This is a genomic window from Bradyrhizobium sp. USDA 4473, from assembly GCF_054063335.1.
On record NZ_JBSSGE010000001.1, the window covers coordinates 5968055 to 5983986 of the forward strand.

At 64.4% G+C, this 15932-nt stretch carries 16 protein-coding genes; 8 read left to right on the forward strand and 8 right to left on the reverse strand.

Annotated elements, in window-relative coordinates; translation table 11 throughout:
- The first annotated feature begins 110 nt into the window (after nucleotides 1-110).
- Nucleotides 111-1163, forward strand: coding sequence for an AraC family transcriptional regulator (locus tag ACVW17_RS28255; protein ID WP_456754914.1), 1053 nt, complete (start codon nucleotides 111-113; stop codon nucleotides 1161-1163).
- 104 nt (nucleotides 1164-1267) lie between these two features.
- Here ACVW17_RS28255 and ACVW17_RS28260 read toward each other — a convergent pair whose 3' ends face one another.
- Nucleotides 1268-1552: a hypothetical protein gene (locus tag ACVW17_RS28260; RefSeq protein WP_456754915.1), complete on the reverse strand. Its 285-nt coding sequence runs from the start codon at nucleotides 1550-1552 to the stop codon at nucleotides 1268-1270.
- Nucleotides 1553-2282: 730 nt separating this feature from the next.
- Between ACVW17_RS28260 and ACVW17_RS28265 the strand changes: the two genes are divergently transcribed.
- The 4 genes from ACVW17_RS28265 to ACVW17_RS28280 all read left to right on the forward strand — a co-directional run bounded on the left by ACVW17_RS28265 (nucleotide 2283) and on the right by ACVW17_RS28280 (nucleotide 5512).
- Entirely contained in the window at nucleotides 2283-2435 is a 153-nt protein-coding gene (locus ACVW17_RS28265) for a DUF1127 domain-containing protein (RefSeq protein ID WP_016846063.1), read from the forward strand.
- Nucleotides 2436-2594: 159 nt separating this feature from the next.
- The gene (gene trmFO / locus ACVW17_RS28270) at nucleotides 2595-4028 is read left to right on the forward strand and encodes a methylenetetrahydrofolate--tRNA-(uracil(54)-C(5))-methyltransferase (FADH(2)-oxidizing) TrmFO (protein WP_456754916.1); all 1434 of its coding nucleotides are present in this window, start codon (nucleotides 2595-2597) and stop codon (nucleotides 4026-4028) included.
- Nucleotides 4029-4033: 5 nt separating this feature from the next.
- The gene (locus ACVW17_RS28275) at nucleotides 4034-5137 is read left to right on the forward strand and encodes a serine/threonine protein kinase (protein WP_456754917.1); all 1104 of its coding nucleotides are present in this window, start codon (nucleotides 4034-4036) and stop codon (nucleotides 5135-5137) included.
- 90 nt (nucleotides 5138-5227) lie between these two features.
- Nucleotides 5228-5512, forward strand: a complete 285-nt coding sequence (locus ACVW17_RS28280; protein ID WP_456798137.1) for a DUF1488 family protein — start codon at nucleotides 5228-5230, stop codon at nucleotides 5510-5512.
- On the opposite strand, the gene ACVW17_RS28285 is transcribed toward ACVW17_RS28280, so the two are convergent.
- The 5 genes from ACVW17_RS28285 to yajC are packed head-to-tail and all read right to left on the reverse strand — an operon-like array spanning nucleotide 5509 to nucleotide 9789.
- Nucleotides 5509-6372, reverse strand: coding sequence for a phytoene/squalene synthase family protein (locus ACVW17_RS28285; RefSeq protein WP_456798138.1), 864 nt, complete (start codon nucleotides 6370-6372; stop codon nucleotides 5509-5511). The two genes, ACVW17_RS28280 and ACVW17_RS28285, sit on opposite strands and share 4 nt — an antisense overlap.
- Nucleotides 6369-6752 carry an Mth938-like domain-containing protein gene (locus tag ACVW17_RS28290; RefSeq protein ID WP_456754920.1) on the reverse strand — a complete coding sequence of 128 codons (384 nt, stop codon included), beginning with the start codon at nucleotides 6750-6752 and terminating at the stop codon, nucleotides 6369-6371. The genes ACVW17_RS28285 and ACVW17_RS28290 overlap by 4 nt, the downstream gene beginning before the upstream one ends.
- A 5-nt stretch (nucleotides 6753-6757) precedes the next feature.
- On the reverse strand, nucleotides 6758-7786 hold the full coding sequence (gene secF / locus ACVW17_RS28295) for a protein translocase subunit SecF (RefSeq protein ID WP_456798139.1): 1029 nt from the start codon (nucleotides 7784-7786) through the stop codon (nucleotides 6758-6760).
- 10 nt (nucleotides 7787-7796) lie between these two features.
- On the reverse strand, nucleotides 7797-9392 hold the full coding sequence (gene secD / locus ACVW17_RS28300) for a protein translocase subunit SecD (protein WP_456798140.1): 1596 nt from the start codon (nucleotides 9390-9392) through the stop codon (nucleotides 7797-7799).
- Nucleotides 9393-9432: 40 nt separating this feature from the next.
- On the reverse strand, nucleotides 9433-9789 hold the full coding sequence (gene yajC, locus ACVW17_RS28305; RefSeq protein WP_021081225.1) for a preprotein translocase subunit YajC: 357 nt from the start codon (nucleotides 9787-9789) through the stop codon (nucleotides 9433-9435).
- Nucleotides 9790-9980: 191 nt separating this feature from the next.
- Here yajC and ACVW17_RS28310 point away from each other — a divergent pair, with 191 nt between their 5' ends.
- The 3 genes from ACVW17_RS28310 (at nucleotide 9981) to ACVW17_RS28320 (ending at nucleotide 13493) form a co-directional block, all read left to right on the forward strand.
- Entirely contained in the window at nucleotides 9981-10964 is a 984-nt protein-coding gene (locus ACVW17_RS28310; protein WP_456798141.1) for an ATP-binding protein, read from the forward strand.
- A 70-nt stretch (nucleotides 10965-11034) separates the two neighbouring features.
- Complete coding sequence (locus tag ACVW17_RS28315; protein ID WP_456754924.1) at nucleotides 11035-11514, forward strand: hypothetical protein; 480 nt, start codon at nucleotides 11035-11037, stop codon at nucleotides 11512-11514.
- A gap of 281 nt (nucleotides 11515-11795) precedes the next feature.
- Nucleotides 11796-13493 carry a porin gene (locus tag ACVW17_RS28320; protein WP_456754925.1) on the forward strand — a complete coding sequence of 566 codons (1698 nt, stop codon included), beginning with the start codon at nucleotides 11796-11798 and terminating at the stop codon, nucleotides 13491-13493.
- Nucleotides 13494-13578: 85 nt separating this feature from the next.
- On the opposite strand, the gene ACVW17_RS28325 is transcribed toward ACVW17_RS28320, so the two are convergent.
- Nucleotides 13579-14967, reverse strand: coding sequence for a peptidoglycan DD-metalloendopeptidase family protein (locus tag ACVW17_RS28325; RefSeq protein ID WP_456754926.1), 1389 nt, complete (start codon nucleotides 14965-14967; stop codon nucleotides 13579-13581).
- Nucleotides 14968-15077: 110 nt separating this feature from the next.
- Entirely contained in the window at nucleotides 15078-15734 is a 657-nt protein-coding gene (locus tag ACVW17_RS28330) for a protein-L-isoaspartate(D-aspartate) O-methyltransferase (protein ID WP_456754927.1), read from the reverse strand.
- Nucleotides 15735-15932: the final 198 nt, after the last annotated feature.

The window sequence follows — 15932 nt, forward strand, 5'->3', positions numbered from 1 at the left end:
GCAGGGGCGAACCGCGGATGGAACAGACCTAGGGCGCTTTGACGCAGCCGAGTCGTTGGCTAGAAGCCCTGCGTCGCGTGCGTTTGTTGCCACCGACCCGGGTCACCTCGGTGAACCAGACGCGTCAATTCGGCGACATCTGTTGCGACAGCCTGAGTTTGCCGATGACCTCGACCGCCCACGACGTTGCAGTTTCCCGGTTCTCCCTGGAAGATTTTGCCGAGCAGGACCGTATGGCTGCGTGGCGTGATCTGTACGGCCGGCTGGTGCTGAAGGCCGACCTCGCGCCACTGCCGGATCATTCTTTGCATGCGGACGTGACCGTGCGGACGCTGCCCGGGCTGTCCATCACGTCAGCCAGCATGTCGGCGTTTCGCTACGAGCGGGGCGCCGAACAGTTGGCGGATGGCAACGACGGGCTGGTCCTGGTGATGGGTTCGCACGATGCCACGATGGTGCAGCGTGGACGCGAGGTCGCGTGGAGTGCCGGCGACGGCCTGTTGCTCAGCTCGGCGGATCCGGTCGCGATGGTCTGCCCCGCCCCGGCGAAGATTCTGTGCCTTCACGTTCCACGGCCGGCGCTGGCGCCGCTGGTGAGCAGCCTCGATTCCGCCGTGATGCAGCCTATTGCGCGCTCCACCGAAGCGTTGAAATTGCTGGTGAGCTATGTCGGGGCGCTGCAAGAGGATTATGCGCTTGCCACGCCTCAGCTACGGCACCACGTGGCTTCGCATGTGCACGATCTGATCGCGGTAGCGCTCGGCGCAACACGAGATGCCGCGGCTCTTGCCCATGGGCGAGGCGTCCGCGCGGCGCGGCTGCGCGCCATCAAAGCCGACATCATCGACCATCTCGACCATGGTAACCTCACGGTTGCGGCTGTCGCGCGGCGGCAGGCCGTCACCCCGCGCCAGGTGCAACGGTTATTTGAAGGCGACGGGACCACATTCTCACAATTCGTGCTTGGGCGCCGTCTCGCACGAGCACATCGATTGCTCGTCAATCCGCGCTACGCCGATCGGCCTGTGAGCGCAGTCGCCTTCGAGGTCGGTTTCGGCGACGTGTCCTATTTCAACCGCAGCTTTCGCAGGCAATACGGAGCGTCCCCCTCGGACGTGCGTGAGTCGGCGCGAACAGGGCTGATCATCGGCACGAACACGTGAACGGCGTTCGAGCAGGGCGCCCGCGCGGCCGGGCCGATCACGCTCCAGCCAAATCTAAGGGCCGATTGCCCCAGGCAATCGGCCCTCATCGTCATCATCAAACCTTACTTCGCCATGCTGGCTTCAGCAGCCTTGCTGAGGTGCTCGCCGCAGGCGCCCCACTTGTTGTTCAGCATCGCGTCCTGAGCGAGCGAGACTTCCCTCTCCGCCCCGAATTTGACCTCATTGTCGGCCATAGCTTCGACTGCGGCTTCGGTCTTGCCGAGGTTGGCACCGCTGCAGCCGAGGCCGGCATGGTGACGATGAGCAGCCTGGGCGGGCGCAACAGCGAAAGCAACGGCAGCCACGGCGGCTGCTGCGATCAATGTCTTGATCATGAGATGTTCCATCTTCTTTTCTTGAACAGACACCAGCGTGATTGCGGAATCTGCGGGACGATTATTCGCTGTTCACGCCACCGTTCAGAATGAACTTCGCGCGATACAAATGTGATAGGCGCGGCGCGCGTATCGCGCATGCGTTGCATAGTGTTTTGATTACAAGCCGGTAAGGAAGCAGTGCCGCAATAGCTTTGCTTACGGGTTCACTTAAACGACATCGACTTCCGATAATCAGCAGCACAAGTCATGCGACTTGGCGGGCGCGGGGCATTCCCCGCTCTTCCGCAGGATCGAATTACCTCTGCCGTCAATGCGGCTGATTGACGCGACATTAGCTGATGTATTGGGAAAGCCATATGATGAATATAAATTCATATTAATGTCGCCCCTTTGCATGCGAATCACGCATGGAACACGCCGCCGTGATCCAGGCGGCAGAGCGGTGTCGAGACTTGATTTGACGGTCCTTAATTACCACATAGGGTGCGGCGACGGAGGCGGCCTCATTCCGGTAACAGACTGATTGGAAAGGTTTCCGCATGATCTGCTGTCGCGTCGGAACTTCTGGCTGGAGCCCGGTCCCGAGAACGCCGAACGGTTAATCGAAACTTACCGTGGCCATGCGTTTTCAGCTTAGCTGCATCGCAACATCGGAACTACCGCACTGCACTATATCATCTATATTCAGTTCAACGATGAGGCTTTGGAAAAGCTGAATCTGAACTACTAGGAGACTACCATGTTGCTCTCGCTCATCCGCATGATCCAGGCTTTCCGAGATTATCAGCGTAATGTCAGCGAACTGTCCCAGCTCAGCGATCGCGAACTGGCCGATATCGGCCTCGACCGCTCGGACATTCCGCGCGTTGCCGCCGGTACCTACAACGGCTAATCGGCCGCCAGCCATCTGATGACGGATAACGCCCGCTTCCACAGCGGGCGTTATCGTTTCCGGGCCGCTCCGCCCAACGCGAACCGGTATCCACTTCGCTTGAAAGCGCTTTTGGCGGTTTCAGATGCATATGGTCTCGAAACGCGCTAACGCTGCGCGATGACACCGCATCAATCCTCTTCCCAACCCGTGCACATCGTGGGCGCGGGGCTCGCCGGCTCGGAAGCCGCCTGGCAGGTCGCCAATTCCGGCGTCCGCGCCGTCCTGCACGAAATGCGCCCGCAGCGGATGACCGAGGCGCACCGCACCGACGGCTGCGCCGAACTGGTCTGCTCGAACTCGTTCCGCTCCGACGACGCCGCCAATAACGCGGTGGGGCTGCTGCACGCCGAGATGCGGCGGCTGGGCTCGCTGATCATGCGTTCGGCCGATGCCAACCAGGTGCCCGCCGGCGGCGCGCTGGCGGTCGATCGCGACGGCTTCTCCGCCGCGGTCACCAAAGCGCTCAACGAGCATCCGCTGATCGAGATCAGCCGCGAGGAAGTCGCAGGGCTGCCGCCGGCCGACTGGAGCAACGTCATCGTTGCGACCGGCCCCCTCACCTCCGCGCCGCTCGCCGACGCCATCCGGCAGCTCACCGACGAGAATGCGCTGGCATTCTTCGATGCGATCGCGCCGATCGTGCACAAGGAATCCATCGACATGTCGGTGGCCTGGTTCCAGTCACGCTACGACAAGGTCGGACCCGGCGGCACCGGCGCCGACTACATCAACTGCCCGATGACCAGGGAGCAGTATGATGGCTTCGTCGCGGCGCTGCGCGATGGCGAGAAGGTCGACTTCAAGGATTGGGAGACCAACACGCCCTATTTCGACGGCTGCCTCCCGGTCGAGGTGATGGCCGAACGCGGCCACGAGACGCTGCGCCACGGGCCGATGAAGCCGGTCGGACTAACCAATCCGCACAATCCTACGGTGAAGCCTTATGCGATCGTCCAGCTGCGGCAGGACAACAAGCTCGGCACGCTCTACAATATCGTCGGCTTCCAGACCAAGCTGAAGCACGGCGCGCAGCAGCGCGTGTTCCGCACCATCCCCGGCCTCGAGAAGGCGGAATTCGCCCGCCTCGGCGGCCTGCATCGCAACACCTTCCTGAACTCGCCGAAACTGCTCGACGCACAGCTGCGCCTGCGCGCGCAGCCGCGGCTGCGCTTCGCCGGCCAGATGACCGGATGCGAGGGCTATGTCGAATCGGCCAGCGTCGGCCTGATTGCGGGCCTCTGCGCCGCCGCCGACATCCGCGGCGCCGCGCTGCCGCCGCCGCCGGCCACCACCGCGCTCGGCGCCCTGCTCGGCCACATCACCGGCGGCCACATCGAAACGATCGACGCCGGCTCGCGCTCGTTCCAGCCGATGAACATCAATTTCGGTCTGTTCCCGCCGCTGGCCAGCCCTCCGACCAAGAAGCCGGACGGCTCGCGGCTGCGCGGCAACGAGAAGACCGTCGCCAAGAAGCAGGCGATGAGCGCGCGGGCGCTCGCCGACCTCGATCACTGGATCGCAGAACATCTGCGCATTGCGGCAGCGGCCTGACAGTCATGAGCTTGCCGAAAGACGACGACGCCACCCTGTCGGCGCGATGGAGCCAGGGCGTGCTGCTCAAGCGCGACGTGTTCTCGACCGTCGAGCGCGGCCGCTTTCGCGCCGATGACGGCGAGGTCGATGGCGTGCTGCGCCGGCTCGATCAGGTGCCGTTCTGGTCATTTGGGGTCGCGCTGCATCTGTTCTCGCGCGAGCGCCGCGCGCTGACCCGGGCACGCGACCTCGACGTCGGGCCAAAGCTGTTGTGGGCCGGGCGGCGCGCGCTGGTGCGCGGCTTCATCGACGGTGCGGCGCTGCATCTGGCGAAGCCACATGGCGACGTCGCCTATTTCCGCTCCGCCAAGCAGGCGTTGCGCAAGCTGCATCGCGCCGGCATCTGCCACAACGATCTGGCCAAGGAGCAGAACTGGCTGGTCGGCCGCGACGGCCGCGCCTATCTCACCGACTTCCAGCTCGCCGCCTGCTTCAAGACCCGCAGCCGGCTGTTTCGCATCGCGGCCTACGAGGATCTGCGGCATCTGTTGAAGCACAAGCGCAGCTACGCGCCGGAGGCGCTGACGCCAAGGGAGCGCAAGGTGCTGGCGAAGAAGTCCGCGGTCGCAAGCGTCTGGCTCAAGACCGGCAAGAAGGTCTATCAGGCGATCACGCGCGGCATCTTCAATTTCACCGACCGCGAAGGCGGCGGCCGCCGGCTGGTCAACGACGCGCCGGTGCTGATCGATTTGATCCGCAGGAATCCTGGCGTGCGCGACACCGCGATCGTCGCCTTTGCCGATCGGCGCGTCGGCGTCGGACTCTACGCCTTCGTCGAGGCCGATCAGTCCGCGCTGGAAAGGACGCTGCGCAGCGAGCTTGCCTCCGCCAAGGGCATCAAGCCGCCCGAACACATCCAGATCGTGCACGCATTGCCGCGCGATGCGGCCGGCAAGCCGCGCACCGAAATCCTGCAACTCGTCGCGATGAATCAGGTCGACCTGATCGAGCCGCTGATGCGAAACGACGCCGATCGCGAGTTCCTCAAGGACATCCTCGAGCAACGCAAAAATCTCCGCGATCGCTTCAATTTCGAAGTAGCCGAGATGGATCGGCAGGCGCGCTAAGGCGCCCGCAGTTCGCGGCGCACGGCCCTCGACAAACGCGGTGCGAACCCCCACTGTTGCAACGGCTAGCGCGCGCAAGGGACAAGTTTGATGCCACTCACCCGTGGCCGTATCGGGGGATATGATTCCGAACGCCTGGCGTTCGGCTTCACCATGATGAACGGCGATCAGGAAATCGAATGCCAGATCAGCGACGCCGCGATGGACGAGCTGGCCGGCACGCGTGGAACCGCAAGCATGGCGCGGCAGGCGCAATTCGTTGCGCTGCGCGACGCGGTCGAGCAAATCGCATCGGACATCTACGACAGCGGCCCGGCCTTCCGGGGCGCGACGATCCGGATCTTCACCAAGCATATTTCGAAGCAGAGCAGCTAGCTGCCGAACTCTTCGGTGCGCGCAGCCCGCCACAACGTCCACAGCGTGCGCAGGCGTGAGACCGGCTGCGGCCGGAACGGATCGTTGTCGGGCCCCCTCGCCCGGTTCAGCTCGCGCCTGACACAGGCGAGCGGCAGGAAGATCGGACGTACGCCGGACGGCACGTCGGCAAGCAGCCCGAATGCGGTCCTGAGATGGCCCTTCGCCTCGTCCGCGAATTGGTCGACCGCAGCGCGAATGCCCGGCGTCGGCTTGCCCGCAAACACCTCCTCCCTGCTGCTGCCGTGCTGCTGCAGCAGCTCCAGCGGCAGAAACAGCTGCTGCCGCGAGGCATCGCGGCCCAGCGAGGCGATGACTTGCGCCATGCCCTGGGCGAGGCCCGCATGACGGACCAGGTGATCGATCGCCTCGGATGGCCGTGCGACCACGCGCGTCGCCTGCGAGAACAACGCAGCCGCGGTTGCGTCGAGATAGCCCTCGAGCGCGGCCAGCGACGGCATCGGGTCGTTGTAGAGATCGAACTGGTGCTCCTCGACCAGCTTTGACAACGGCGAGACCGGCAGACGGTGCGTGCGGATCGCCTGCAGCAGTTCTGCGGCGACCGGATTGCCCTCGACGCCGCCGTGCCCGGCACCGGCAAGCATGTCGGTCCACCATTGCAGCCGCATCTCGCCGGGCAGCGGCTGGCTGACCTGCTCGTGCACCCGCGAGACCTCGATGTTGAAGGCGTAGAGCGCCAGCAGCGCGCGGCGTTCCGGCCCCGCCAGGAACAAGGTCGACGCATAGCGCACGAAATCGTGGGTCCGCACCAAATCGGCGCAGAACGCCGCGCCGTCCTTTGGCGCTTCCGTCGCTCTCATGGCACCGCGATCAGCGCCGCCGCGACACGCCGCCGTTCGCCCAGCATGATGTTGTAGGTCCGGATCGCGGGCCCCGTCTGCATCGGGTCGAGCACCACCCGCACCGCGCGCAGCGCCTCGCGCAGGCCCGTGGGCGGCACCCAGACCTCGGTGCCCGTGCCGACGATCAGCGTGTCGATCGCGTTGGCCGCCGCGAACACCCTCTGCAGCGAATATTCATCGATCTCCTGCGGCCTGGTGACCGGCCAGGCCCAGATCGAGTCAGGCAGGCACAGCAGCGAGCCGCGATGCGACATATCGGCAAACGCAAAACCGCCCTTGCCGTAAGCCTCGATCGGCGCCGACCTCGGAAGATGGGGAGCGTCCGAGGAATTGCTCATGCCGGTTACTTCTTGGCTGCCGCCGCGTCCGGCTTCTTGGCCGGCGCGTCCTGCACCTCGCCGCGCGTGGTGTGAACCCCGAGATAGATCAGGATCGGCGCCGCGATGAAGATCGAGGTATAGGTGCCGACCAGCACCACGCCGAACATCATGACTGCCGTGAAGCTGTGGATCGCCTGGCCGCCGAACAGCAGCAGCGCAAGCAGCGCCAGCGTCACGGTGACGTGGGTGATGATCGAGCGCGACAGCGTCGAGTTGATCGATTCGTTGAGCAGCTGCGGCATCGGCATCTTCTTGTAGCGCCGCAACATCTCGCGGATACGGTCGTAGATGACGACGGTGTCGTTGAGCGAGTAGCCGAGAATCGTCAGCAGCGCCGCGATGCTGGTGAGGTCGAAATCGACCTGGGTGATCGACATAAAGCCGATCGTCAGCACGATGTCGTGGACGTTGGCGATCATGGCGCCGAGCGCGAACTGCCACTCGAACCGGAACCAGAGATAGATCAGGATGCCGACGATCGCGAACATCAGCCCGAGCATGCCGTAGGCGAGCAGCTCGCCGGAGACGCGCGGCCCCACCACTTCGACGCGGCGGTAATCGACGGACTCGCCGAGCGCGCCGCGCACTTTCGTCACCGCATCCTGTTGCGCCTTGTCGCCCCCGGGCTGCTCTGCGACGCGGATCAGGACTTCGTCCGGACCGCCGAACTGCTGCAACTGGACCTCGCCGAGGCCAAGGCCGTTCAAGGTCGTGCGCATCGCGGCAATGTCGGCCGTGCCGGACTTGGACCGCACCTCGAGCAGCGTGCCACCCTTGAAGTCGATGCCGAAATTCAGGCCGTGGGTGAAGAACAGCGTGATCGCAAGGATCGAGAGCAGCGCCGAGATCGGGAAGCTGATGCGGCGAAAGCGCGTGAAGTCGAAATGCGTGTCGTCAGGCACGATCCGCAGCGACGGCAGCAGGCCGAGCGCCGCGACGACGGTCAGCACGGCGATCAGGATGCCAAGGCCAATGAGAACGATATGAGTCACAACAGGCCTCTCAGATCGGCACGGTTTGCGGCCGCTTCCACCGCACCCACGCCGCGACGATCAGGCGCGTCAGGGTAAAGGCGGTGAACACCGTGGTGATGATGCCGATGCCGAGCGTCACGGCAAAGCCGCGGACCGGTCCGGTGCCGATGTAGAACAGCACGGCGGCGGCAATGAAGGTGGTGATGTTGGAGTCGAGAATCGTCGCCAGCGCCCGCTTGAACCCGGCGTCGATCGCCGAGATCGCGTTGCGGCCGCCGCGCAATTCCTCGCGAATGCGCTCGTAGATCAGCACGTTGGAGTCGACCGCGATGCCGACGGTCAGCACGATGCCGGCGATGCCTGGCAAGGTCAGCGTGGCGTTGAGCAGCGACAGCAGCCCGAAGATCATGGCGACGTTAATGGCCACGGCAATGTTGGCGAACACGCCGAACAGCCGATAGGTGATCAGCATGAACACGATGACCAGGATCGAACCGACATAGGCGGCAAGCTCGCCCTTCTCGATCGAGTCCTGGCCGAGGCCGGGGCCGACGGTGCGCTCCTCGACCACGGTCAGCGGCGCCGGCAGCGCGCCGGCGCGCATCAGGATCGCCAGATCGTTGGCCGACTGCACGGTGAAGCTGCCGGAGATCTGGCCCTGTCCGCCGGTGATCGGCTCGCGGATCACCGGTGCCGAGATCACCTTGTTGTCGAGCACGATCGCAAACGGCTGGCCGACATTGTCGGCGGTCGCCTGCGCGAATTTGCGCGCCCCCGACGTGTTGAACTTGAAGCTGACGATCGCCTCGCCGGTGCGCTGGTCAAAGCCGGGCTGGGCGTCGGAAAGCTCGCCGCCGGACACCAGTACCTGCTTCTTCACGATGTAGGGAACCGGCGGCGGCGACGCGCTCATCAGCCGCTCGGAGTCCGGCGGCACCGTGCCCTGATCGGGTGACACCGAGGTGTCGACCATCCGGAATTCCATCTTCGCGGTCTTGCCGAGCAGCTCCTTCAGATGGGTCGGGTCCTGCAGGCCCGGCACCTGCACCAGGATGCGGTCGGTGCCCTGGCGCTGGATCACCGGCTCGACGGTGCCGAGTTCGTTGACGCGGCGTTCGACGATCTGGATCGACTGTTCGATGGTCTTGCGCATCCGCTCGATCATCGCGGGCTGCGATACCGTGAGGCGGATCAAGCCGCCGCCCGCATCGGTCACGTCGACATCGCGCTGGCCGCTGGAGCCGAGCAACCCGCCGATCGGCTGCGCAACCTCGCGAAGCTTGGCGAGCGCGGCCGGAACGTCGGTTTCCTTCGCGATCCGGGCCTCGACACCGTCGTTGCGAATCTGCACGCCCCCGACGAACTGGATCTTGGCGTCACGCAGCGCCTTGCGGACGTCGTCGCGAACCTGTTCGAGCTTTTCCTTCTTCACGTAGTTGGCGTCGACCTCGAGCAGCAGATACGAGCCGCCCTGCAAATCGAGGCCGAGCACGAGACGCCGCTGCGCCCAGGCCGGCCAGGTCTTGACCTGCGCTTCGGGGAAGAAATTGGGCACGGCGCACAGGCAGACCACCAGCGCTGTCAGGATGATCCCCAGCGCTCGCCACCGCGTGAAATACAACATCGAATTGACCTGTCAGATTCGGCAAAAGGCTCCGCGGCAATCAGCTCGCGGACGCCTCGTCCTTGGCGTCGCCCTTGGCCGGCTCGCCCTTGGTCCGCACGCCCGAAATCATCTGGCGCATCTGCCGCACGCGAACGCCGTCCGAAATCTCGAATTCGATCTGGTCGTCGTCGACGACCTTGGTCACCTTGCCGACCAGGCCGCCCGAGGTCACCACGGTGTCGCCGCGGCGGATGTTCTTCACGAGGTCCGCATGGTCGCGCACCTTCTTCTGCTGCGGGCGCAGAATCAGGAAGTACATGATGACGAAGATCAGCGCGAATGGCAGCAGCGACATCAACATGCTGTTGGTGTCACCACTTGCTCCAGCCTGAGCAAACGCAGGAGTAATCAGCATTCGAACGATCCTCGGATAAGACGGGAAAGGACCGGCAGCGCCCTCGAGCTTCGGGGCGGTATGGCGGTCCGGACAAATTCGCGCGGACTATAGCGGCCGCGGTCCCAATTGCAACGTTAACGGGCCTTCATTTAGGGCGCTTGCGGGACCGCCGCCAGCCCGATAAGGCTGCGCCGTCAGGAACTGGACAAATGTCGAAAAAAGCCAAAAAAACCACCAGTAAAACAACCCGCAAAGCCGCCCCCAAAGCGGCCGCCAAGCGTGCCGCAAACACCGCGACAAAACGCCCGGAAGCTCAGCTCGACGGCGCGACCGCCGAGCGGATCGCGAACGCCCTGGAGACCATTGCGAGCCGCCTCGCGGCCAATTCCCCGGCCCCCGATCCGGCCGAGTCGTTTGCCGCCGCGGACGCCTTTGTCTGGCATCCGGACGGCCGCCTGGCGCCGGTGCCGCGTGTCAGCCGCGTCGAGATCGCCCTGCTCAAGGGCGTCGACCGGATGCGCGACATCCTGATGGAGAATACCGAGCGCTTCGCCGACGGGCTGCCCGCCAACAATGCGCTGCTGTGGGGCGCCCGCGGCATGGGCAAGTCGTCGCTGGTCAAGGCCACTCACGCCAGCATCAATGTCGACCGCAAGCCGGCCGACCGGCTGAAGCTGATCGAGATCCACCGCGAGGACATCGAGAGCCTGCCCGGCCTGATGGAGCTTTTGCGCAGCTCCGCCTTCCGCTTCATCGTGTTCTGCGACGACCTCTCCTTCGACGGCAATGACGCGTCCTACAAATCGCTCAAGGCCGTGCTGGAAGGCGGTATCGAGGGGCGCCCCGACAACGTCATCCTCTATGCGACCTCGAACCGCCGGCATCTGTTGGCGCGCGAGATGATCGAGAACGAGCGTTCGACCGCGATCAATCCGGGCGAAGCCGTCGAGGAGAAGGTGTCGCTGTCGGATCGCTTCGGCCTCTGGCTCGGCTTCCACCGCTGCAGCCAGGACGAGTACCTCGCGATGGTGAAGGGCTATTGCGACCATTACGGTATCAAGATCGCCGAGGACGAACTCGAGCGCGAGGCGCTCGAATGGTCGACCACCCGCGGATCGCGCTCGGGCCGCGTCGCCTGGCAGTACACGCAGGAGCTCGCCGGCCGGCTCGGCGTACGGCTGAGCGGCAAGTAGCCCCGATCGCGCTTCGCGCATTCCCGCAGACGGCCTTCTGAATCCGGCGCGGCATGGGTACACTCTATTCATGCCGGCCGACCCAAGCGCGACTGCGAGACGATGTGGCGAGTGCACCGCCTGCTGCGATGGCTGGCTGAAGATCAGGATTCGCGACCACGACGTCCATCCGGGGCATCCCTGTCCCTTCAGTGGCGCCGGCCAATGCGCGATCTACAACGAGCGCCCGGTCGACCCCTGCCGGAATTTCGTCTGCGGTTGGCTGGCTCCAACGAGCCCGCTGCCCGAATGGATGCGTCCGGATAAGTCCGATCTCATCTTCCTTCCCGCGAGCTTCGTCTGGCGCACCATTCCGGTTGACGTCGCGGTTGCCGTCGGCATGCGTCCGAAAGCAAAGGCCCGCGCCTGGCTCGAAGCCTTCAGCCGCGACAATCGCCGTCCCCTGCTGCTGCAATCGGATGGGGAGTGGCACGCGAATGGACCACCGCAATTCCTGCGCGACATGGTCGAGCGTCTGGCCGACGAGCGAGGCCCCTGGTCGCCGATCTAAGCCGCTCCAGAGGATCGAATCGGTCTCCGCGAAAGCTATTTCTGGAATCCATTATGCCAGAAAGGTACAAAATTTTGCGCCGCAACCATAATTTGTCAGCACACCTGTCCAAATCAATGTGTCTCATTTTCTCAAGCAAATTCTGCTGCTTGGGAATTTCCTGAATTCTATTCCCGAACCACCGTGCGACAAATTGATGCAGTGCAATAGTATCATTGTACCTCTTATGTCACAGCGGATGATTATCTCGGTCGCGCGCATGGCATCCATGTATCTGGTGTTTGGTATACATTAACGTTCCTTCACTTTGTAAACGCCCAGCAACCCGCTGCGGCGATCGGCAAAGGGGGGATCAGATGAAGAAGGGATTTCTCGCCGGAACCGCATTCACGGCGATCTGCCTCGTGCTCGCGCAACAGCCTGCACGGGCGGCAACACTGGACGATGTGATGGCGCGTCTGGATGCACTCGAACGAAACAATGCGAAACTTGCCAAGGAGAATGCGCAGCTAAGGGATCGCGTGAATCATATCGCGAGCCGCCCCGCCGAGCCTGCTGCGACGGCCTCGCCGCCAAAGGGAAACCCGGTGCAGCACGCCTCGGTCGCGCCCTCCCCGAAGCCGCCCGAGCGCCCCGTCGTCAGCATCGGCGGCGCGCCGCTCTACAGCAAGGCGCCGGGTGGCAACGCCTTCGTCGACAACACGACCGTCACGCTCTACGGCCACGTCGATCTGTCGGGTGACGTCTTCAACCCCGGCGTGTTCGATCAAGGCACCAAGACCGGAGTGGCGAGCAACCTCACCTTTTTCGGCATTCACGCCCGCCATGATCTTGAACCGTATGGTTACGCCGGCTGGGCCGCCGTCGCCCAGTTTGAATCGCTGGTCGAAGTCGCCGCGGTTCCGACCGAACGTGCCGCGTTTGGAACGCGCGACAGCTTCATCGGGATGCAAACGCCGTGGGGCACCATCAAGGCCGGCAAATCGGATACGCCCTACAAGAAATCCACATCGAAGTTCGATCCGTTCTCGGCGACGCTTGGCGACTACAATTCGATCATGGGCAATACCGGCGGCGACCTGCGTGCGGAGTTCGATTGGCGCGCAGCGCATGCGGTCTGGTACGAATCGCCGGTCTGGAACGGCTTCCAGGCAACCTTGATGGCCTCGCCGGGACAGAACACCGCGAGAGACAACAGCGACTTCGCACTCGGCGATTTCAACTGCCCCGGCACGTCTGCGCGCGGCAGCGGCAGCGGCTTCCCGCTGACATCGGCGCCGGAAGGCTGCACCGACGGCTCCTACGGCAATCTCTACAGCGCCTCGCTGACCTACAATCAGGGGCCGTTCACGGCGATCGCCGCCTACGAGATGCATGAAGGCACCAACCGCACCGGCGACGAGGCCGTCACGCCCTTGAGTAATGGCGGTGTGTTGATCGTGCCGCCGGGAGCCGTCGGCATCGCCAACGAATGGGCCGCGAAGATCGGTGGCGGCTATCGCTTCGACGACGGCATCGGCAAGCTGCAGCTCTACGGCATCTACGAAGTCATGCGACGCGAGAACACGGTGGCCGACTTCAACGAGCGGTCGCGCGACGGCTATTTCATAAGCGCCACCCAGAGCATCGGCGCTTGGGATGTCAGCGGGTCATGGGCTCACGCCAACGCCTCACCCGGTTCGCCCGGGACAGGCGTGTTCAACAATTACACCGTCACTCCGGCAGCAGGATCGGCCGACTTTGCCCTGAACACGTTGGACAGCAGCGCCGATCAATATGCAGCAGGCGTCAAGTACCATTTCAGCCCGGTGGTGGCGTGGTATCTCGTCGGCAGCTATCTGCGCAACGGCCCCGGCGCGCATTACTGCCTCGGCGTGAGCGGTCATGGTTACGGCGTGTGCGGACGCGACGCCAACAACAACGTGGTCGCCGGCAACAAGGCGAGCGCGGTGACAACCGGCATGACGTTCGACTTCTAATCAAAACAAAACGGGGGAAGCTTGCGCCTCCCCCGTTGTCTTTGTTGTGAGACTTGGAAGTCCCTTCGAAGTCCGGACGCGTGACTTACGCGCCGTTGAGGAACTGGAGCGGATCGACCGGGGACGATCCCTTGCGAATTTCGAAATGAAGCTGCGGCGAGCCCGCCTCGCCCGACTGGCCCGACTTGGCGATCACCTGGCCGCGCTTGATGGTATCGCCGCGCTTCACCAGGAGCTCGCTGGCATGGGCGTAGGCGGTGACGTAACCGTTGGAATGGCGCACCAGCACCAGATTGCCGTAGCCCTTCAGCTCATTGCCGGAGTAAGCGACGACGCCGTCTTCGGCCGCCTTCACCGGCGTGCCTTCGGGCACCGCGACGTTGATGCCGTCATTGACCTTGCCGTTGGTCTTCGAACCGTAGGCGGTGATGACTTTGCCGCGCACCGGCCAGCGGAAGGTCGGCAATGCGCCGGTGGCCTCGCTCGACTTGGCGGCGACAGGCGCCTCAGCGGCGGCGGCCGGCTGTTCCACGGTTGCAGTCGGCTGCACCAGCCGTGCGCTCTGCTGCGGCTGCGCAGTGGCGACGACCTTCGGAGCCGCCACGGCCGGCGCAGGCGCCGCGGTCACAACCGGTGCGGCAGCAACGGGTTGCGCAACCGGTGCTGGAGCCGCCATCGCGGTCTTGGCACCGGGCACCACGAGCTTCATGCCGAGGCTGAGCCTCGCCGACTGGTCGAGATTGTTGGCGCGGGCGAGCTCGGCCACCGGAATGTGGTGCTGGCGCGCGATGCTGTGCAGCGTGTCGCCGCGGTTGACATAGTGGACGCCGGAAGGCGCTGCCGCCGCGGCAACCGGACGCGTGGCAGGAGCCGCCATCGCAGGCGCCGCGGCGACGGCCCCCGCGTGCGGAATGATCAGCTGCTGGCCGGGCGACAGCGCGCGCGGTCCCTTGTAGCCGTTGGCGCGGAGGATCTCGGCGGTTGAGACGTTGTAGCGACGCGCCAGCACCTCCAGCGTATCGCTGGTGCCGACGATGATGGTGGTGCCGCTGTGTCCGGCATGCGCTGCGGCGACCGAACGCGGAACGGTGCCGGTGGTCTCGATCTGCGGCCGCGCCGGCGGCGGGGTGTAGGACGAAAGCCCACGGCCGCCTCCGGAGACGCCGGCGTTGCCGTTGGCAACCGGATAGGACTGCGGCGCTGCGACCGGCGGCGGCAACGGCTGCGACTGGTACTGCGAATATTGCGGCTGCGTTCGCGGCCGCGCGTATTGCGGCAGCTCGCGCGGCGGCGGTGCCTGCTGCACCGTGCCGGTCGGCTGCGGATCAAACGCAAACGGATTTTGCGAGTAGGAGTTTTGCGAGAAGCGCGACGACATATCGGCGCTGCAACCGGCAAAAGCCATGGACATCAGCGCCAGCACCGCAACCTGCGGTACGCGACGCGAGCGAAGCAACTCAACAACCCCAGACATGGTTACTCACTCGTACGCAACAAAAGACTGTTTTGAGTAAACACCTCGCGAGTAAATAACCGCTTAACCCTGCGAATAAGGCGTTGGTGCCAAGCAGCAAATCGCCAAACTTACAATTCGCGCGCGATTCCCTGCAGCGCCGGCACGAAGCGGACGTCGACCAGTTCCTTGCGGTCGAAGCCGTTTGCTGTCCGCACCATCCTGACCAGGGTCTGAGTGCCCTGATGCGGACCGACCGGGGCGATCAGGACGCCACCCGGCTCGAGCCGCTCCAGCAGCTTCTCAGGCACCTGCTCCATCGCCGCGGTGACGATGATGCGGTCGAAATCGCCCGCCCCGGCCGGGACCTCGAAGCCGTCGCCGAACAGCACCTCGATATTGTAGTAGCCCAGCTTCTCGAGGCGCTTGCGGGCGCCGTCCGCCAACGTCCGGTAGCGCTCGATGGTCAGGACCTGCTTGCACAGCCGGGACAGCACGGCCGCCTGGTAACCCGACCCGGTGCCGATCTCGAGCACGCGGTGGTCCTTCTGCAGCTGCAGCTGCTCGGTCATGTAGGCCACGACGAAGGGCTGGCTGATGGTCTGCCCGCAGGCGATCGCAAGCGCGCTGTCGCGATAAGCATAGTTGCGATCGCGCGGATCGACGAACACCTCGCGCGGCACCTCCTCCATGGTACGCAGCACCGCCTGATCGCTCACCCCCCGCCGCCGCAGGGTGAGTTGAAACATCATCTTCTCGGTCGGATCGGGGGTTACGGCCATGTTCATCAGCTAATCTGGGCAGTAGCGGACTCTCACTCAGCTTGATGCCATTGAAATCCGAAATACCGCGTTAAGGAAAAATTTCCCGTCACCCTTTGTTCCCGGTCAGGAACCGGTACGCCGATTCCGGGTTGGCGCCGGTGCGGCAGCTTCCCATATAATGCGGGCGCGATGCGCGGGTCAGCGCCGGACGGCGCGGACCAG